The organism is Streptomyces sp. AA1529, assembly GCF_000280905.1.
In the GTDB taxonomy this organism is placed as follows: domain Bacteria; phylum Actinomycetota; class Actinomycetes; order Streptomycetales; family Streptomycetaceae; genus Streptomyces.
Genome location: NZ_ALAP01000015.1, coordinates 129,167 through 148,216, shown reverse-complemented (window position 1 = coordinate 148,216; position 19,050 = coordinate 129,167). Strand labels below are relative to the sequence as shown.

At 67.0% G+C, this 19,050-nt stretch carries 18 protein-coding genes and 1 tRNA gene; 3 read left to right on the top strand and 16 right to left on the bottom strand.

What is annotated here, in order from left to right; translation table 11 throughout:
- Positions 1–151: 151 nt before the first annotated feature.
- From A949_RS0103430 to A949_RS32315, 4 genes are all read right to left on the bottom strand, one after another.
- Entirely contained in the window at positions 152–1,450 is a 1,299-nt protein-coding gene (locus A949_RS0103430) for a homoserine dehydrogenase (RefSeq protein WP_026004304.1), read from the bottom strand.
- A gap of 149 nt (positions 1,451–1,599) precedes the next feature.
- On the bottom strand, positions 1,600–3,018 hold the full coding sequence (gene lysA / locus A949_RS0103425; RefSeq protein ID WP_026004303.1) for a diaminopimelate decarboxylase: 1,419 nt from the start codon (positions 3,016–3,018) through the stop codon (positions 1,600–1,602).
- 34 nt (positions 3,019–3,052) lie between these two features.
- The gene (locus A949_RS0103420; RefSeq protein WP_019354604.1) at positions 3,053–4,018 is read right to left on the bottom strand and encodes a DALR anticodon-binding domain-containing protein; all 966 of its coding nucleotides are present in this window, start codon (positions 4,016–4,018) and stop codon (positions 3,053–3,055) included.
- Positions 4,019–4,325: 307 nt separating this feature from the next.
- The gene (locus A949_RS32315; RefSeq protein WP_019354603.1) at positions 4,326–4,811 is read right to left on the bottom strand and encodes a response regulator; all 486 of its coding nucleotides are present in this window, start codon (positions 4,809–4,811) and stop codon (positions 4,326–4,328) included.
- Positions 4,812–4,961: 150 nt separating this feature from the next.
- Between A949_RS32315 and A949_RS0103410 the strand changes: the two genes are divergently transcribed.
- Positions 4,962–5,033: transfer RNA gene (locus A949_RS0103410), tRNA-Arg, on the top strand.
- A 229-nt stretch (positions 5,034–5,262) separates the two neighbouring features.
- Here the strand turns inward: A949_RS0103410 and A949_RS0103405 are convergent.
- Genes A949_RS0103405 through A949_RS0103380 form a run of 7 tightly spaced genes read right to left on the bottom strand, consistent with a single transcriptional unit; the run spans position 5,263 to position 10,545 of the window.
- On the bottom strand, positions 5,263–6,669 hold the full coding sequence (locus tag A949_RS0103405; RefSeq protein ID WP_019354602.1) for a tyrosine-type recombinase/integrase: 1,407 nt from the start codon (positions 6,667–6,669) through the stop codon (positions 5,263–5,265).
- A complete protein-coding gene (locus tag A949_RS0103400; RefSeq protein ID WP_019354601.1) occupies positions 6,666–6,857 on the bottom strand; it encodes a helix-turn-helix transcriptional regulator in 192 nt (63 codons plus the stop codon). Before A949_RS0103400 ends, A949_RS0103405 begins: the two co-directional genes overlap by 4 nt.
- Positions 6,847–8,205, bottom strand: a complete 1,359-nt coding sequence (locus A949_RS0103395; protein ID WP_019354600.1) for a replication initiator — start codon at positions 8,203–8,205, stop codon at positions 6,847–6,849. Before A949_RS0103395 ends, A949_RS0103400 begins: the two co-directional genes overlap by 11 nt.
- A complete protein-coding gene (locus A949_RS36065; RefSeq protein WP_237735723.1) occupies positions 8,202–8,558 on the bottom strand; it encodes a hypothetical protein in 357 nt (118 codons plus the stop codon). The genes A949_RS0103395 and A949_RS36065 overlap by 4 nt, the downstream gene beginning before the upstream one ends.
- A 17-nt stretch (positions 8,559–8,575) precedes the next feature.
- Positions 8,576–8,767, bottom strand: a complete 192-nt coding sequence (locus tag A949_RS0103390) for a hypothetical protein (RefSeq protein WP_019354599.1) — start codon at positions 8,765–8,767, stop codon at positions 8,576–8,578.
- A gap of 18 nt (positions 8,768–8,785) precedes the next feature.
- Positions 8,786–10,171 carry an FtsK/SpoIIIE domain-containing protein gene (locus tag A949_RS0103385; RefSeq protein WP_019354598.1) on the bottom strand — a complete coding sequence of 462 codons (1,386 nt, stop codon included), beginning with the start codon at positions 10,169–10,171 and terminating at the stop codon, positions 8,786–8,788.
- Positions 10,168–10,545 (bottom strand): SCO3933 family regulatory protein, encoded by a 378-nt coding sequence (locus A949_RS0103380; RefSeq protein ID WP_019354597.1) that lies wholly within the window; start codon positions 10,543–10,545, stop codon positions 10,168–10,170. The genes A949_RS0103385 and A949_RS0103380 overlap by 4 nt, the downstream gene beginning before the upstream one ends.
- Before the next feature lie 180 nt (positions 10,546–10,725).
- On the opposite strand from A949_RS0103380, the gene A949_RS0103375 reads away from it, so the two are divergent.
- Positions 10,726–11,505 (top strand): GntR family transcriptional regulator, encoded by a 780-nt coding sequence (locus tag A949_RS0103375; protein ID WP_237735722.1) that lies wholly within the window; start codon positions 10,726–10,728, stop codon positions 11,503–11,505.
- 196 nt (positions 11,506–11,701) lie between these two features.
- Here A949_RS0103375 and A949_RS36060 read toward each other — a convergent pair whose 3' ends face one another.
- The 4 genes from A949_RS36060 to A949_RS0103360 all read right to left on the bottom strand — a co-directional run bounded on the left by A949_RS36060 (position 11,702) and on the right by A949_RS0103360 (position 16,190).
- Positions 11,702–14,485, bottom strand: coding sequence for an NACHT domain-containing protein (locus tag A949_RS36060; RefSeq protein WP_158687530.1), 2,784 nt, complete (start codon positions 14,483–14,485; stop codon positions 11,702–11,704).
- Positions 14,486–15,011: 526 nt separating this feature from the next.
- Positions 15,012–15,335, bottom strand: a complete 324-nt coding sequence (locus A949_RS0103370; RefSeq protein ID WP_443332982.1) for a hypothetical protein — start codon at positions 15,333–15,335, stop codon at positions 15,012–15,014.
- Between the two features lie 23 nt (positions 15,336–15,358).
- Positions 15,359–15,661: a hypothetical protein gene (locus tag A949_RS0103365; protein ID WP_019354594.1), complete on the bottom strand. Its 303-nt coding sequence runs from the start codon at positions 15,659–15,661 to the stop codon at positions 15,359–15,361.
- Positions 15,651–16,190 carry a bifunctional DNA primase/polymerase gene (locus tag A949_RS0103360; protein ID WP_037705831.1) on the bottom strand — a complete coding sequence of 180 codons (540 nt, stop codon included), beginning with the start codon at positions 16,188–16,190 and terminating at the stop codon, positions 15,651–15,653. Before A949_RS0103360 ends, A949_RS0103365 begins: the two co-directional genes overlap by 11 nt.
- A gap of 398 nt (positions 16,191–16,588) precedes the next feature.
- Here A949_RS0103360 and A949_RS0103355 point away from each other — a divergent pair, with 398 nt between their 5' ends.
- The gene (locus A949_RS0103355; protein ID WP_019354592.1) at positions 16,589–17,845 is read left to right on the top strand and encodes a hypothetical protein; all 1,257 of its coding nucleotides are present in this window, start codon (positions 16,589–16,591) and stop codon (positions 17,843–17,845) included.
- Here A949_RS0103355 and A949_RS0103350 read toward each other — a convergent pair whose 3' ends face one another.
- Positions 17,846–18,745 (bottom strand): aminoglycoside phosphotransferase family protein, encoded by a 900-nt coding sequence (locus A949_RS0103350; RefSeq protein WP_019354591.1) that lies wholly within the window; start codon positions 18,743–18,745, stop codon positions 17,846–17,848.
- Between the last annotated feature and the right edge of the window lie 305 nt (positions 18,746–19,050).

The window sequence follows — 19,050 nt, the reverse complement described above, 5'->3', positions numbered from 1 at the left end:
CGCAGGCTCCATGACGGTCACTGTTCCTCGGCTCCCTTACTGACCATTGTCCGACGCTGCCCACCGCGCCGGCTGCTCGCGCCGCGTGCCGCGGCCGCGCCTTCCCCGGGTCCGCCGCCCCGCGCGTTCCCGCGGACGGCGCCCGGCACGCTCACTCCCCCTCGACCCGCATGATGCTGGCCACCCCGCGCACCGTGTCGAGGCCGCGGAGCGCCTCGACCGTCGCGCCGAGCGCCGCGTCCTGGGCACGGTGGGTGACCACGACGAGCCAGGCGCCGTCGTGCGGGCCCTCCTTGCCCTTCTGCCGCACGGTGTCGATGGAGACCCCGTGCTCGGCGAAGACCATCGCCACCTGTGCCAGCACACCCGGCTTGTCGGCGACGTCCAGACTGATGTGGTAGCGGGTGACCACCTCGCCCATGGGCGAGACGGGCAGCTGCGCGTAGGCGGACTCGCCGGGGCCGCGGCCGCCGCTGAGCTTGTTGCGGCACGCGGCGACCAGGTCGCCGAGCACGGCGGAGGCGGTGGGCGAGCCCCCCGCCCCCGGGCCGTAGAACATCAGCTGCCCCGCCGCCTCGGACTCGACGAAGACGGCGTTGTACGCCTCCCGTACCGAGGCGAGCGGATGGCTGAGCGGCAGCATCGCGGGGTGCACCCGTGCGGTCACCGAGCGGCCGTCCGCGGCCCGCTCGCAGATGGCCAGGAGCTTGACGGTGCAGCCCATCCGTTTCGCGGAGGCGATGTCGGCCGCCGTGACCTCGGCCAGGCCCTCGCGGTGCACGTCGTCCAGCCGCACCCGGGTGTGGAAGGCGATACCGGCCAGGATGGCGGCCTTGGCGGCGGCGTCGAAGCCCTCCACGTCGGCGGTGGGGTCGGCCTCCGCGTAGCCGAGCGCGGTGGCCTCGTCCAGCGCCTCGCTGTAGCCGGCGCCGGTGGACTCCATCCGGTCGAGGATGAAGTTGGTGGTGCCGTTGACGATGCCCAGCACGCGGTTGACCTTGTCGCCCGCCAGGGACTCGCGCAGCGGGCGCACCAGCGGGATGGCGGCGGCCACGGCCGCCTCGTAGAAGAGGTCGACGCCGTACTTGTCGGCGGACTCGTGGAGGGTGGAGCCGTCCTCGGCCAGCAGCGCCTTGTTCGCGGTCACGACGCTGGCGCCGTGCTCGAAGGCCGAGGTGATCAGGGTCCGGGCGGGCTCCAGGCCGCCGATGACCTCGACCACCACGTCGATGTCCGCGCGCGCGGCGAGCGCCGCCGCGTCGGTGGTCACCAGCGCCGGGTCGATGCCCGCGCGGACCCGGTCGGGGCGGCGCACGGCGACCCCGGCGAGTTCCACCGGGGCGCCGATGCGTTGCGCGAGGTCCTCCGCGTGCGTCGTCATGATGCGTGCCACCTCTGAGCCGACGACCCCACAGCCCAGCAGCGCCACCTTCAGCGGACGCGTACGCATCATCTGACCTCTTCTTCTCGGCTCATTCTCGACTTCTTCTCGTGCGGCCCGCCTTCCGGCCCGCCGCACGCGGCGTCTTCGTCCCGTCAAGTCTCACGTACCGATACGGAGATTCCACGCCTGTTCCAGTATGTGGGACGTATATCTCGCTAACCGACATCGAGCCGCAGGAGATCCTCCTCCGTCTCACGCCGCACGATCGTCCGCGCCTGCCCGTCCCGCACCGCGACGACCGGCGGCCGCAGCGCATGGTTGTAGTTGCTCGCCATCGAACGGCAGTACGCGCCGGTCGCCGGCACGGCCAGCAGATCGCCCGGCGCCAGGTCGGCGGGCAGGAACGCGTCCCGTACGACGATGTCACCGCTCTCGCAGTGCTTGCCCACCACCCGGCTGAGCATCGGCTCCGCCGCCGACGCCCGGGAGACCAGCGCCACGCTGTACTCGGCGTCGTAGAGCGCCGTACGGATGTTGTCCGACATCCCGCCGTCCACGCTCACATACGTCCGCAGCCCCTCCAGCTCCTTGAGCGTGCCGACCTCGTACAGCGTGAACGCCGTCGGCCCGGCGATCGCACGCCCCGGCTCCACCGACAGCCGCGGCACCGCCAGCCCCGCCGCCTCGCACTCGCGCGTGACGATGTCCCCCAGCGCCTTGGCGATCTCGTGCGGCTCACGCGGATCGTCCTCCGGCGTGTAGGCGATCCCCAGCCCGCCGCCCAGGTCGATCTCCGGCAGCTCGACCCCGTGCTCGTCCCGGATCCGGGTCAGCAGCCCCACCACGCGGCGGGCCGAGACCTCGAAACCGGCCATGTCGAAGATCTGCGAGCCGATGTGCGAGTGGATCCCGGTCAGCTCCAGACTGTCCAGCATCAGGACCCGCCGCACCGCCTCGGCCGCCGGTCCCTCGCCTGCCTCGGAGGAGGAGCCGCCCCCGGCCAGCGCCAGCCCGAACTTCTGGTCCTCGTGCGCCGTCGCGATGAACTCGTGCGTGTGCGCCTCGACACCGACCGTGACCCGGATCTGCACCGGCTGCCGCCGCCCCAGCCGCGCGGCGGTGTGCGCGACCCGGGCGATCTCCTGGAACGAGTCCAGCACGATCCGCCCCACACCCGCCTCGACGGCCCGCTCGATCTCCTCGTCGGACTTGTTGTTGCCGTGCAGCGCGATGCGCTCGGCGGGCATACCCGCGTCCAGCGCGGTCGCCAGCTCGCCGCCCGAGCACACGTCGAGGTTCAGCCCCTCCTCGTGCAGCCAGCGCACGACAGCCCGGGAGAGGAACGCCTTCCCCGCGTAGTAGACGTCGGCATCGGGCCCGAACGCGTCCCGCCAGGCACGGCAGCGGGCCCGGAAGTCGGTCTCGTCCATCACATACGCCGGGGTGCCGAACTCCTCGGCGAGGCGGCGCACGTCCAGACCGCCGACCGCGACGGCCCCCTCCGGCGTGCGCTCCACGGTCTGCGCCCACACGCGCGGGTCGAGCGAATTGAGATCGGCCGGAGGCGCCGTGTAATGGCCCTCGGGAAGAACGTCGGCGTGCCGGGGCCCTGCCGGGTGTGCGGAACGGCTCATGATCGTGTCCCTGTGTCCCTGGATTGCGAAATGTCTACAGATGCGCGGGTGCGCTGACGCCGAGCTGGGACAGGCCGCCTGCCAGCACCGCTCCGGTGGCCTCGGCGAGGGCCAGCCGGCCGCAGTGCGCGGCCCCGGGTTTCTCCTCACCCCGGGGCAGCGGCGGACACACGTCGTGGAAGGCGGCGAACGCCTGGGCGACGGCGTCCAGATGCCGCGCCAGCGGCCCGGCCGCCGTGACCCGCGCCCGGTCCGCGAGCAGCGCCAGCAGCCGGGCACCCGCAGTCTCCAGCGGCACCGCGCTCCCCACCTCCGGGCGCAGCCCGAGCCGGCGCCCGTTGCGCAGCAGCGAACAGACCCTGGCGTGCGCGTACTGCACCCGGAAGAGCGAACTCGCACGCTCGGTACGCACGGCGAGCACCGCCGGATCCTCACCGGTGACCGCGGCCCAGCGCGGAATGTCCCGGGCGGGGACGTCGGTCGGTGCGGTGGGCGGCGCCGTGGGCAGTGCCTCGGCGGCGGACGCTGTCCGTCCGTCCGCGGTCCGGACCGGGTCCGCGGCCCGGACCGGGTTCCCGGGCCCGGTCGGGGTGGTCCCGGTCAGGACTGCGGTCTCGGCCGGGCCGCCCTCCGCCAGCGCACGCAGCAGCGCGACCCGGGCGTCGTCCGTCAGCGTGACGTTCACGAACCCGCCACCGACGACCTCCGCGCCATCGACCGCGTCCACATCCCCCTCCAGGCGGGCGCACAGCAGTTGCGCGACCTCCCGCGCGGGACGGCCGCAGACCGCCGCCGCCCGGAAGGCGACCCCGGTCGCGTAGTCACCTGCGCCCCGCCGCGGCGGGGACTCCACCACGACACGTACACCGCTGAACACAGCCACCGCGTCAGCCGAGGACCCGTCCCCCGCGGAAGGAGCGACGACCTCACCGTCGGGACCGTCGGGCAGCACATGGGGCAGCGCCTGCCGGATGGTGCGGGAGAGCTGGGCGGGTGTCACAGAGCAAGCGTATGGGAGGTGGGGTGGGTCCGCGCGAACCGGTTTCGGCAGCTGGGACGTCCACACGGCCCCCGCCGCGGCCGCGCTCACGCACTGCGCCGCCCCGGCGACGCACGGCATCCGAAACGGAGCGCAGCACGGTGCGCGGGACAGCGGAGCGCGGGACAGCGGAGCGCGGGATACGGAGACGCAACGCCTCGACACGGGCCCGCAGGGCACCCCCGTATCCGCGCCGAACCCCGGCGCCGCGCCCGACCCCCGAGGCCGGCAGGCACCCGGACCCGCCACACGTTCGGGACTCCCGGACTCAGGGCTCGACAGTCTCGGAGACTCCGGAGACCTCGTCGGCGCCGCCGAAGGCATCGGAAGCCCCGTCCGGCACTCTCCCGGAACCGCCGCCCTCCGCCCCGGCTGCTCCCGGTCTCCCGAACGTCAGCCGGTGCACCAGCTGCACGAGATCCGCGGGCTCGAAAGGCTTCCCGAGGAACGCGTCCACGCCTCTCTCATCGCCGACCACACCCCCGCTCTCCAACTCGGTGCACGCGCTCACGAGCGCGAGCGGCAGGTGCCTCGTACGCGGATCGGCCCTCAGCCGCTCGGCAGTACGGACCCCGTCCAGACGCGGCATCACCGCATCGAGCGTCACGACATCAGGCCGCACGCGATGCACCACGTCCAAGCACTCGGCACCGTCGACTGCGGTCACCACCTCGAAGCCCTCCAGCTCGAGATTGACCCTGATCAACTGCCGGATGACGCTGCTGTCGTCCACAACAAGCACCCGGCCGGACATACCTGGCACACCCAGAAGCGTAGGCGCGTCCCTCCACCCGCGTCCGGGATTTGCCCATTTCCACCCCTGCTCCCACCCAACCGCACAACGCGTTCCGTCCCACCCCCGGTGACCTGGTAGTGTTCTACCTGTCGCCGCCCAGACGGCCACGCCCCCGTAGCTCAGGGGATAGAGCAACGGCCTCCGGAGCCGTGTGCGCAGGTTCGAATCCTGCCGGGGGTACTTTGAACGAAGTGCCGAAACGCCCTGTGACCAGGTTGGATGCTGGTTGCGGGGCGTTTGTCGTTGTGCAGCCGGATGCGGCTGCGAGCCGCTGTTTGTCGGTGGTCGCGGCGTATTCGCGGGATGGATTTCGGTCCCGTTTCCGCAGGTCAGGGCCGACACATGAGAAGGCCCCCGGGATGGTTCCCAGGGGCCTGACGGTAGCCGTTCAGCTCTCAGTTCTCAGCTCTCAGTCGGTCTCGCTCGCATCCTCGGTGTCGGAACCGTCCTCCCAGAGGGCGTCGATCCGTTGGTTGGCTACGTGCTGCCGACCGTCGAGGCACTTCGCGTAGCGGGTCAGCAGTACGTCCACGCTGTTGCCCGCGCGCTCCGCCACCTCGGCCGGATCGACTCCGGCGTTCAGCCAGGAGGACAGCGCCGCGTGCCGCAGGTCGTACGGCGTACCGGCGAGCGGTGAAGCGACCTGTTCCGGGGTGAGGGCCAGGGCGCGCGCTTCCTCCCAGGTACGGGAGTACGACGACGAGCCGATGACACCGCCCCGCTCGTTGAAGAACAGCCGGCCGTCTTCGGCCGTGCCGAACTCCGCAAGGTGCTTGCGGACGATCCGCACGAGTTGCGGCGGCACCGGCACGGGCCGGACTTCGTCCTCCGAACGATTCTTGAGCCCTCGGTGATCATGGACCTTGCCGGTTCCGGTCCACCGCTTCCCCACCGTGGGACGCGTCTTGTGCAGGATGAACCGCCCCCATCCCTTCTCCGGCAGTTCGCAGTCCTGGAGACGGAGGCCGACCGCTTCCGCCGGCCGCAGCCCGCCGTAGTACATGCAGGCGAACAGCGCGACCATCCGACGCCCCCGCGCCCGCTTGTACAGCCCCACGTACGAGAGCGCGGTCAGCAGCTCCCGAGCCTGTACAGGATTGATCACGACCCGACGGTCCACCTCTTTGGCGAGCTTCGGCGGCTTCCACTGCACGGACGCCACCGGATTCTCGTTCAGCTCTGCGACCTCGACCGCGTACCGGAGGACGTTGGACAGCACCGCACGCTTGCGCCGTACCGTCTCCGGCGCGGCCGGAGTCCCGTCCAGCTTCAGCGTGAGTGCGTTGAGAACGTTGCGCATCACGGCCGGATTCTTCAGGTCGGCAAGCGGCAGCGATGCCTTGGCCACCCAGGCGAGCGCGTTGCTCACCTTGGCCGGTGGTTCTTCCTTGTCCTCGTTCGACGCGTGCACGAACGCCCAGCCCCGCAGCGCCTTGCGCAGCACCGCGTCCGCAGGCCGACCGGGCTTCTTGCCCACGAGGACCGTGCTCACCAGCGTCAGCGTCTCGTTCATGCTGTCGCGCGAGTTGGGGGCCGCGTGCGGCCACTTCATCGCGAGGTACTTCAGTGCGAACTCGTACCAGGTGAGGGAAGGGGCCGCTTCGACCAAGGAGCCCGGCAGGCCGGTCTCCGTGTTGAACCCTTCCCCTGCCCGAGACGCCTTGACGAGGCCGGCCCGGTAGCTGTCGGCCAGCGCCTTGGTGCGGAACGTCTTCGAGAACGGTTTCCCGGCCACCTTCCACCGCACCTCGTAGGAGGGCCGCTTGCTCGACTTGTTGCGCCGGATCTCCCAGACCCGCACGTCTTGCGACTTCATACGACCTCCTCCTCACGACGCCGGAGCCATGCAGTGAATTCACTGCGCCAGACGCGGATCTCACCGTTCGGCAGCTTGAGCGAGGCAGGGCCACGTCCCACCTCGCGCCAGCGGTAGAAGGTGCGCCGGGAGACACCGCCCAGTTCGGCCAGAACTTGCGGAACGGTCATCAGCTCATCAGCCGCCATGTCCGTCACCGCCTTCCCGGACCGAGGCCGCGAGCAGGGCGGCCTCCGGGCTGTAGCCGCGCCCGGCGTACCGCCACTGGCCGACGAGGACCACGTCCCGGTCGTCCAGGCCCAGCGCGGACCGCTGTTCGCGCGCACGGTGCTCCGCACGGGCCGAGCGCAGCGCGCCGAGGGTGGTGGAGTAGTGGCGGGACTTGGTCGAGAAGTGGCCCCGGTAGCCGAGCATGTGTGCCCAGCGCCGCAACCTCAGCTCCTCGAAGGAGGGCAGCGCGCCGAGCCACCAGCAGGTGCCGATCATGCGGAGCACGTGATCCCGCACGGGCAGCGTGGCCAGGTCCTTGCCGTGCCGGATACGCCCGTCGACGGCCCCGGCCGACTCGGCACCCTTGGTGGCGTACTTGGCGATATAGCCCGCGACTGCCGACGAGGACAGCCCGTCCGCCGAGTCGGACGACGGAACGGCACGGATGTCCAACTGCCCGCCGAACCGCAGGACGCGCGAGCCGACCACGTCGGCCCCGTATGCGACGACCCGCACCCGGCCGACCGCTTCCCGCACGGCGTCCGCCAGGAGACCCGACGTTGCCCAGCGAGGAGGCGTCTCCCCCGGCCCGTCAGGACCGTCGAGACGGACGACGGCATGGAAGTGCACGAGGCCCCGCCGCTGGTACTCCGCCACCTTCGCGTACGAAAGCCGCACCGCATCCGCCAGCGTCGAACGGGACAGCCCCGCACGCCGAGCCAGCACGCGCCGCAGCTCGAGCGTGAAGCGGTGCCACAGCTCACCGGATTGCGCCTGCCAGAGCACGGCGCCGGCATAGTCGTAGCAGCGTGGACACAGCGGCTCACCGAGTCGCGGATCGTCCGCCGCATGACGGGTATGGCACCCGACGGGAGCGCCATGAGGGCAGCACTCCCCCGCCTTCCGCGGACGGCAGGCCAGCACTCGGCCGCCCCGCTCCCGCCGCGAGTGCACGGGACCGAAGCTCGGAGCGGTGAGGGTGGCGAACACCCGAGGGTGCCCGCTCACCGTCTCCGCGACCGCCTTACCGCCGACCAGCCCGGCCCGGATGAGCTGATACGTGTCCGCGCGGTAGAGCTGAGCGCAGGTCGGACAGACCGTCGCCCGGCGGTTGCCGCACGCGACCAGGAGCCGACCGCCGAGCGCCTCCGAGGTGTACGAGTGGAGCGCCGCCCCCGTGGCAGCGTCCACGTACGCGGCGGAGCCGACGAGGTGAATGGGGTTGGTGCAGCCGCCGAGGCGGAGAACGCTCCGCCGCCAGCCGTCGAAGTCCGACCGCCCTGCGCGCTCGATGAGCGCCGCGACTGCTTCACTGGCCTCCGTCATCGGCCACCCCCGAACGCCTGCCGCATCACTGCGGCGATGGCTTCCGGTGGAGTCTTCGCGGAGAAGCGCAGACTCGGGTCCGTCAGCCAGAGCGAGGCGGCGTGCGCAGGGCAGGCGCGCCGCTCAGCGCCCTCGCGGTCGGCCAGGACCACCTGTTCGGAACCTTGGCACTTCAGGTGAGCGTCGTCCTTCAGGTCGCACCAGGGGCGGCGCGACGGTTTGCGCGATCGATGCGCAGTGGACAAAGTGAGACTGCTCCTTTCACTGCTGACGTAGCGGATGGAGTGGGTTCCTGACGGGGTCGGGTTTGGCGACTTCGCGCCCCGTCGGGAGCCGTTTTTCATGGAGATCATTTGGGCGACTCCTCCCTTCAGCTCAGTTGGCTGAGGAGTCCACCGAGCCCGTCCAGGACCCCCTGAACGACAGGTCCGGCGCCGGTCTCGGCCAGGAGAAAACCGAAGGTCGAACAGATCAGCACCTCGGCCCATCGGAAGTACCGGATGCGCAGCAGGAACCAGATCAGAAGGCCGAGCAGCACCACCGCGGATACGGAAACGATCACGAGAATCCACCCCCTCTCTCACTCGTTCTCTTCGCCGTCGAGTCGTTCGAGCCGCACGCGGGGAGCGTCGTCCGCCGAGGTTCCTCCCCCTGCTGCGACCAGCTCCGGCACGTGGGGCGTGAGGTGCGCATACTCGGCGGCAACGCGCTCCGCTTCCGTCTCCGAGACCAGGTGGGACCGGGCACGGTCCCAGCCGTCGGCCGAGGCGAGCACCGCCGTACCGGCCTGTTCGGGTGTGATCGACTGCGCCGCGTGCAGTGCATCGGGGTTGAGGTCACCGAGCGCCATTTCCGCCGTACCGGGGTCGGCCACCCGGTGGCAGACGCGGCCGGCGAGCTGAGCGCGGAGGGCCGTGACTCCTGGTCCGAGATCCGAGCCGACCCGTTGCCCCGCGACGACGAGGAACACGCCGAGCGCAGCACCGAGTTGCGCCAGCCGGATGAGCGCCGTACTCGCCGCCTGTGCTTCTTCCTTCTCGTTGCGGCTGGCGACCAGGAACAGCTCCGCCAGCTCATCCACGATCACGACGATCGGAACGGGCCGTTCGTCCTCCGGCAGCCCCCAGACGTTCCGGACCCGCGCAGCACGACAGACCGTCATCCGGTCCAAGGTCAGGTCGGCCAGCGCGCCGAGCAGCTCGACCGCTTGTGTTCGGTTGGTCGCCAGCGCGGACAGCCGAGGGCCGTAGAGCGAAAGTTCCATGCCACCCTTGCAGTCGATGCCGACCAGCGCGACAGGTTGCCGAGCGAGGCCCGCGACGAGGGCATTGATCAGCGTCGACTTGCCGGAACGAGTGGCGCCCACGATGAGCCAGTGCGGTACCTGCCGTAGGTCGATGACCCACTGAGCACCGGTCTCCAGCGCCCCGACTGCAACGCGCAGCAGTCGACCCGCACCCCGCTGCTTCGGTATCTGTGGCGCCTTAAGCGGATCACTGGCCGAGGCCACCACCCGAACGAGACCGGGCTTCCACGTCGTCACGCGGACCGCGTGCACTTCCCAGTCGTGCGCCATGGCTGGAGCCGCCTTGACGAAGTCCTCCGGCACCTGCCCCGGCAGCAGCCGGACGAGGAACCAGAAGCCGCCCCGAGTCGGCCGTATGAGTCCACGGTGAGGCACCCGAGGTTGTGGCGGAGCGGAACCGTTGCCGACGAGCCCGGAGACGACCATCAGCGCCGCCTTACGGCTCACCGCCAGCCCGCAACCGGCCATCAACGGCCGCCAGGTCCGCACGACCCGTATGCACACCACCGGAAACCCGAGGCACACCCACCAGGCCACCGGATAGCGCCGGCGCAGGGCCGGGCCCGCCAGAAGCAGACCCGACACCAGCACTGCGGCCACCACGAGCACCCAGCTCGACGAGGCGGACCCCGCAGAATTCGCGGAGGCCAGGGCGATCACTGTCCGGCCCCCTTCCCGGACGCCGTCGCCGCCGAGCCGGACGCGGACGAGGCTGCCGGAGCCGTCAGGGGCTTGATCTCGGTCGCCCGGAACGAGACCCCGTGCCGCCCCTCGTTCTCCCACGGCGTGGCCACCAGGTCCCGGACCTGAACGGGCACCCCGTTCTGCACGCCCGACGGCTCCCCCGGCACGTTCACCGTGACGACATCGGCCGACCTCCCGGACATCAGGCAGAGGCCCACCTGATACACGGTCTGGCCGGTGTCCCGGTCGACGCGAAGCTGTCCGGTCTCCCGGTTGGCGATGCGCGGCGTAGGGGCCACGGCGCAGATGATCCCCGTGAACTTCGCCGTATCGATCGGTAGAGCTACCACTCTCTGAACTCCTTGTCTGTCGCACCCGAAGGCCCTTCCTCCGGATTGCTTGACAACCCGTAGTACGGGTTGCGGAGAGTCCAGAGTGACCACCCGTAGTACGGGTTGTCAACCGTGTTGGGATGAGAGACGCTGTACCCGTTCGGAGACGACTCGTCTCCGGATCGAGACAGCAGAGGCTTGACCAGCGATTCGGGGAGTCAGATGCCATCGCAGAGGGCCAGCGATCAGCAGAAACAGCCCAAGTACCGCCAGATCGCGGACTACTTGCGTGCTGGCATCATGAACGGCACCTACCCGTCGGGCCAGCCGCTGCCGTCAGAGGAGACCCTGGCGAAGCAGTTCAGCGTCACGCGTCCGACCGTGCGCCAGGGCATTGCAGAGCTACGAGCTTCCGGGCTGGTCGAAGTCATGGCCGGCCGCGGCGGCTTCGTCCGCTCCCCCCACAGCCGACCCAGTCTCACCCGCCCGCGCGGAGTACGCCGCGAGCCGAACGGCCGCTACGTCGAGGCCGACGGCATCCGCTGGACCAACGCGGAAGAACCCACAGCCACGCGCACGGACGCCCCGGTCGCACTGGCGGACCTACTCCGCGTGCCCCCGGGCGAGCCACTGTTCACGTACGACGTGCTCCAGACGGCCGAGGGCAGCCCACTCCGCCAGCTCCACCGCACGTACGTGCCGTTCTCCGTACTGGTCAGCACCAGATACGAAGAAGAGCCCCCGCCTCCCGCACCGGAGCTCTACGAAGCCCTGTCGGCCCTAGGCCACGAACTCCACTTCACCGAGCGCGTCCGCACCCGCATGCCCCTGCCAGACCAAGCGGAAGCGCTGCGCCTACCGGATGGCGTCCCGCTCCTCCAACTCCTCCGGGTCACACGGGACTCTGACGGCCAACCGCTAGCCCTAGAGGAGCTACACCTGCCCGGCAATGACTTGGAGCTGACGTACCCCCTCTGAGCGGATGTGGCTCAGACTTTCTCCACGTCTTCAAGGCGGCCCGCTGACGCGGGCCGCACGCCGGCGGCATAGGTCCGCCGCCTGCTCCTCGGCCATCTCCCGGCCCTCTCCACGAACCGCCGGAACAGCGACCACTGGAGCGGTAACTCTGCGGCGTTAGGCAGTAATCTCGCAGCTCAAAGCGACTCCGCCGCACTCAAGTCTGACTGCTGCGATCATGCCGCTCAACGAGCTTGAACCCCTCTGCTGCCCAACTGGTGATGAAATCAACCTGAGCCGCGGGCAACATATCCAGCTGGGCGGACAAGGAATCCGAACTTACTTCTCCCTTACGGGCTCGACGAATCATCTGGTATAGCCGACCCAGAGGCCCTGCGAGAGGACGCTTAACCGACCCAAATGTCTCGTTCCCCAGAAAATCCAAACCGAGCATATAATTCACAAGTACAAGGAATAGAAGCTCTTCATCCTCCGGGAGCGCATCCCTATCATCGTGAATCCATCTATGTGACCCCAGGGTGTGACACAAAGGCCGAGGTGAATTCAAGATCGCTCGGATCACCTTACCTCTATCCTCGAATCTTACCCTTCCGGCTCCCTCTGGCCCATATACGAAATCCGAGAATAGGTTCCTCCCGAGCGCATCCCCTAGCGGCCAGAATTGTGAATTGAACAAAGCTCCGACTCCATGTGAGTCAAGAAGATGCTGAAGGGGCACCCTCCCGTACCTGTATTGGATTACATCAAACCATACCTCCTGGTCATCTAGCCGATCCATTCGGTCGGAGAACATCTCAATAGTCTCTTGGTCTGCCGCTATCCAGTAGTCACCATCCCAAGGAATTCGCTGGCCAAGACTAACTACGAGAGCAAGGATGTTCTTATCTTCGGGATACAACTGCGCAGTGCGACGCATTTGGTCCACCACAACATCCCGAAGCTCGCGAGGACACTTAAGTAGAGCATCAGCAGCGCCCACATAGAAATAGTCCACCTTCCCCGCGTTCACCGCAGGAGTGATGGTACGCAAGTAAAAATCTACAATTGAGCGCAACACGGAAGGACGCAAATCCATAAACTCCACAGACCGCACGCAGAAGCTCGCGATTGATTTTTGAGCGTCTAGGTCTTGCTCGTTCTCTGCCAATTCAATCAAGGCAGCTACAGCGCCATTGGAAGCATCCTCCAAGCGCTCATCTAGAGTCTGAATAGCCAACTGTGAGACGACGTCCCACTCTTGCACCTTCAACTTCGGATAGATAGCTGACGCGAGCGATTCGACATCACTACACTCACGCACCAACTGTCGGGCTGCAAAGTATTCCAAAAATGTTCGATGCGTGAAGGAATACAGATCATTCCCCGAAGCATCGGTCCCCACATCAGTAAGAACCCATGCGCGCCCACGACAATACTTCACAAAACTTCGAGCGGCATCCTGAGCAGAATCAAAGTCCTCATAATGCCGACCATGGAGGTGAGCCGTTGCGAACTGAATGAGTCGCTTTTCGGTAAGTCCACCCCCCTCAGAGTTCTTCAACATGCTTAACGCGAGCGCAAACATGGCGAACTGGATTCCGCGTTCAAATGGCTTCTCGACCAGAATTCCCCGAGAGGAGTCCCAGCGTTCAAACAAGAATTCCGAGCACCGGCGGTAGAGCTCGGGACGGTTTCGAGGAATGAACCCGGCTCCCCGGTAGAGCGCACACATGAGCCCAAGCATGAGTGGGTTGCGACTCAGTTCATTTGCGTGACTGAGCTCATTGAGGAAGCCATCCGCCAGAGATGCTCTCTCATGCTGACTCCCCGACTTCATGGAGTTGAACCATTTTTTGATGTAAGTTCGCTCCTGGTCATGGGAAAATGCTCCCAGCTCCAGGGTGTCGAAAATATCCCTGTCTAAGGGAGCCAAGTCGTATCCAACTTTGCGGGACGTAGCCATAACCCATGCACTAGGGTACGCGAGGCAGAAAGCTTCGACAGCCCTTATCATATCTTGCCGCAACGATGTATCAGTCAGCTCATCCAGGCCATCAAATACGACTGCGGCACGCGAGTTCAGAAGCAGATATTCGACACATCCGTCTGGAGTCGGAGTCGAATAGTCGGCAGCACACATTTTTTCAATATATTCAACAACTGACATCTTCGAAGATTTGAAGTGTACCCCAAAATCTCGCACGATGATCTTAAAGGATACCCTGGCCGAGCCGCGCACCTTACCCCGAGCGAAATCCACACATAGTTTGGAGGCCAGTGTAGATTTACCTCCCCCCGGATCGCCCAAGATGGCAACCCTGGGGAATATTCCGAATATCTCCTTGGGGGGAAGAGCGGCTCCCGTGGTCTCCTCCCCTCTTTCGCCTTCTTCTACCAGCGTAGCCTGCACGTAAATTCGATCAATGGGAATTTTGCGACCAGTGTCGATCTGTGGTGGCCTGACCTTGCTGTCGACAAGGGAAACTTGACGATTGAAGGTCCGAGCGAACTCGTCATATTCGTGGAGGTCTTCAATGCGCGCTAGAATTTCACAATTGCGCAAGGCGGCTGCCGCTTGAGCGGATGCGATCTTCGCAGATATTGGATTAAATCCATTCCGTCCTTCCGGTGCAATTAGTGAAGCGTGGATAGATTGATGCAGATCATCGAACAAGGCTGTAGCAATACAATCAACCCCATCCTCAGGAATCGTCCTGTATAGTCGCAGGGATTCCCTCAACGTTTTCCGTAGCGCCTCGATCATTTTCTTCTTTTTTGAAGAAACTGCAATCACAAGCTGTAATGTAAACTGTTCGAACTCGCTGGAGCCGATGAATTGCACGATGCACTCACGGAATGCGGGCGTAAGGTTGTCCACCCGTCCTAGAGCATCAGCCTTACAAGGGAGGCTAAGCGTCTTTTTCGCTTTGCTCAGAGCAAGTCGGTGTCTGATGCCCTGCCGTCCCTGCTTCATTGCTCCGCCCGCCAGGGTGCCCAGCACTGAGCCCACAGTTCTACTCAATGCCGCTGATATAGGATCCATAATTCTCCTCAGAAGATCGTTCGTCGGCCCACATCCTGGTAGTGGCCCGTCACCAAGCAGACACTCTATGTCGCAGTCTGCCGCCAGAGGTAGGTATCAGGCAGATCCCCTGGGGTTCCTTGGAGGAACTACTGATCGGCGCCTGCCGAGTACTGCTGTCCCCCGACGGACCTGGGGCAGAAGTCGAGCGAAGGCGACCAACGGTCGATACCCGACCTGCCTGGAGCAGGTAGGCAACAGTTCTGGCGCCAGAACGCCATTGGCCAGCGAGCAAAGAGGACACCATGCTGATTCGCCGTCACCCACGACCCCGCGCACACCCAGCTCAGCCAACACTCAACCGTTCTTGCCCCTTGTTCCTTGCCCACAGCTCAACGGACATGAAGGTGGCTCGTCGTTCGGCTCGGGCTGCGGCGCTGGGGCGCCGGTCCCGGCCGACGACGAGCCACCTGTGCTGCTTGGCAGGCTTGTTCGCCGGGCGATGCTATGCCGCTGAACTGTCAGCAGCGCCTCCGAGTCCCGGGCGGCCGTCTTCCTGCCACGCGATCTCCGCCGTCAGCCCAGTCGTCAGCAAGTCGGCCAGCAGCCGCGCCGCGTCCGGACGTACCGTGCCGAGGGTGACGACGCCGTCTCCGAAAACGTTCACGTCCGCCTTGAGCCCCGGCAGGTCCACCTCCAGGCCGACCGCGCGCAGCATCTCCGCGAGGCCGTCAGCAGCGCGCTTGCCTTCCGCCCAGCCGCGTACGTAGGCCACACCGGGAGTGAGGCAATCCGCAGGCCGCGCGCATACCCCCTTGGGGTCCGTCACGTCGTCCACCTCATCCGCTCTGCTCAGTCGTTCCGCTGCTGACGGCCGTTCGTGCCCGTGCCCGGCACCTCGTACGTGCTCTCCAGTGCCCGCCGCAGCAGCTCCGTGAGCCGTTCGGCCGTCTCCGGCGAGATGCGGCCGAGTTCGATCAGCCCGTGTCCGAAGGCGTTCAGGTCGGCGCGCAGGTACGGGAAGTCGCGTTCCATCCCAGCAGCGATCAGTACGTCCCGGAGCCCGGCGACCGCGTCCCGCGCCGCGTACCACTCCTCGCTGTCGAGCGGGGACCAGCTCGCGCTGTCGCCACTGTGTTCGTGGTCAGCCGGCATGGGTGGCCTCACCTTCCGCGGAGGCGGCTGTCTGCTCGCGGCCGTACCTGTCCGCCCGAGCCACGACAGACGAGGCGGCGACGAACATCGCGGCCAGCGCCGCAATGCGCGAGGGGGACGCTTCCGGTCGACGCATCGGAGCCCGGAGCCAGATGTAGCGATCCCCCGTCAGCGGCATCGGCCCGGGGACGACCACTACCGAGCCCTCACCCAGATAGCGGTACTCAGGTGCTTCGTCCGCCGACTCCTGCCGGACCATGCGGCCGAACGGCTCGCGCGCCCAGGTGGGGACGAAGAAGCCGACTTGACCGGAGGCGCGGTCCGCCATCACGGGCCCGAGCGGCATACCGTGGCGCTGGAGTTGGTCGAACGTCTCCAGCCCGACCCGCTGTCCGACCACCACGACGTCGAAGAAGCGTCCAGCCGGAAACGCGTAGGGGCGTCGAGGGTCAACCAGCCAGGCTTCCCGGCACTCGTCCGGGTCATCGGCTGCGCAGGAGATCCACTGAACTCCCCTTCTTGTCATCATCTGCACGTCGAATCACCTCAGTTGGTCCAAGTCCCAGCCGTTTGGCCGCGTGGGAACCACCTTCGGCCGCACCGCCCTGAGCTGGGCAGATGACGAGAGGTGACGGGGGATGACGTGCCCTCCAACCCCGCGTCACCCTGGATCATCTACCGAGGGAGGCAAGAGGTCCGCATTACGAGCAGACAGCGCGGCATCACATTCCGTAGATTCGGAGAGGTAAGCAGGGCATCGCATCTGGTCGGAAGCGCGGGGAGGCGATCAGAACGGAAGCGAACCGGTCCTTTGGGGAACTCCTCCGCGCGGCTCGCAAGGCCCGCGGCTGGGGACAGCTCCGGCTCGTCAGCGAGATGCGACGGTGCGCGAAGCGCCACGGGAAGGCACTCCCGTCCGACGACAGCGTGAAGCGCCGCATCGCAACCTGGGAGAACGGGCACAGCACGCCCGACGAGTTCTACGGGGCACTCATCTGCGAGGCGCTCGACATCGCTCCGGCCGAGTTGGGGCTGAGTACCGCCGCCGGCCAGGACTCCCGCTTGCTGGAGACGCGTTATCCCCCGACACCGGAGGAAGCGTTTCAGACCGTCAGCCAGTTGTGGCGCGCTGACTTGCACGGTTACGAGCCGCTGTTGCTCTCCGAGGCGTCACAGCACGCGTGGAGCGAAGCGTCCTTGCGCTGGTTGGTTGCACCGGACCCTTCGTTCCCATCGGCCGCCCGTACGGATGGCGCACGGGTGGGGCTGGCCGACGTAGCGATGATCAAGACGACCAGCGACATGTTCGCCGAGATGGACGACCGGTTCGGCGGCGCGCATGCGCGACAGTCCGTGGTCCAGTACCTCAGCCAAGATGTGGCACCCCTGCTCACGGGCCAGTACACGGAAGCTGTCGGCCGGGCGCTGTTCTCCACAGTCGCGGAGTCCACACTGCTGGCCGGTTGGATGTCCTACGACGCGTGTCACCACGGCCTTGCCCAGCGGTACTTCCTCCAGGCGCTCCGTCTCGCCCAGGACGGCGACGACCGCCGACTGGCGGGGAGCATACTGTCCGCGATGAGCCACCAGGCCACGTTCCTGGGCAACTACACCGAGGCCGCGACACTCGCCCGAGCCGCGCGTATGGGCATCTCTGGCGTTGCGACACCGACCCTGATGGCGCAGTTCCACGCGATGGAGGCCCGTGCCCTTGCCCGTACGGGTGACATCCGCGCGTGCGAACAAGCACTCGGCGAGGCCACCAAGGCACTGGAGAGCCGAAACAGCAGCGACGAGCCGGAGTGGATCACCTACTTCGACGAGGCCGAGCTGGCAGCCGAGGCCGCCCACTGCTTCCGCGACGTGAACAGCGCCCGCCGAGCCGTGGCCCATGCTGAGAACGCCATGAGCGGCAGCCACGTGCGGAGCGACTTCTTCGCCACCATGGTCCTTGCCGACGCCCACCTTCGGGCCGGAGATCCCGAGGAGGCATGCCGCGTAGCCCTCGACGCTCTTGATCTTGGCGAACAGCTCAAGTCAGCACGCTGTGTCAGCTACCTCAAGGAGTTCCGGGACGGCCTGTTGGCAGTGGGAGAGACAGCCGCTGTCCGTTCCTTCCGCGAGCAAGCGCATGGACACCGGCTGTGGGCCGCCGCCGAGGGACAGCGCGACGGAAACCGCTGATCAGTACGGCTGCCAATCCTTCCGGCTACCTCCGGTCCGGATGCTGTCGACCCGTCGGGGGAACTCTTCCGCCGCCCTGCTGTTCGTCGTCACCTGGTGCCCGAGCCACAGCGTCATCATCAGCTCACGCACGTCAGCCAGCACCGGGTAGCCCGGCCAGTTCATCAGGTCGAACCCGTAGTGGTGCACGAAGGACTCGTACTCGGTCCGCGTGTGCCAGCCGAAGCGCTCGTAGTACAGCGAGGTGAGGACCAGGTCCCACTCACGAGGTGCCAGGGCAAAGCCGTCGAGGTCGATGAGGACAGCGCGGCCGGTCCGGTCGCGGAGGCAGTTCCCGACGTTGGCGTCCCCGTGGATCATGCCGAACGGCAGCACGAAGTCCAAGCGGTCATACGCCTTGTTCAGCTCTCCCGCCCGCTCCTCCAGGAACGACCGGTCCCCGTCCGAGACAGCGCTACCGAGACCACGCAGCGAGTCCCACACCTTGCCGAACGGGTCGTAATGCGGCAGCCCGAGCGACTTCGGCTCTTCCAGCCAGTGCAGCCGCTTCAGCAGGTCGGCCAGCTCGTCCAGGCGGGCGTACTCGACTTCGTCCTGAAGGTTCACCCAGTACGTGACGACGCGGCCACCGATGACGGCCGGCTGTTCCACGTCGCCCAGCGCGCGCGTGGCGGGGAAGTCCTCCGTCTCCAGCCAGCGAGCAACGCCGACCGCCCGCGACATCTCGTCCAGGGCATCGGTGTCCCGCGCGATCCGGACGACCACAGGCGCGGTCGACAGCCGGTACACCGCGTTGGAGCCCAGGCGCAGCAGTTCCGCGCCCGTAGGGTCGAGCCCCGCTGAGCGGCACGCCTCCCCCAGCACCGCGCCCGCCGACTCAGCAGTGAACTCCGCCGTCATGCTCGCGCCTCCCCGCCGCATAGATCATGTCGACGGTATCGCTTCGCAGTCGCCGCTTACAGACCGCCCACGGCGTATACGCGGCGTGACGCACCCCCAGCCCAAGCCGATCAGCGCGCCGACCTGCACAGACGCAGAGAAGCACGTCGGCCTCCGGAGCCGTGTGCGCAGGTTCGAATCCTGCCGGGGGTACTTTGAACGAAGTGCCGAAACGCCCTGTGACTCATCATCGTGATAGTCACAGGGCGTTTGTCGTATACGCGGTTCATGATGACCCGAGTCGGCATCAGTCCGCTGAGGTGCCC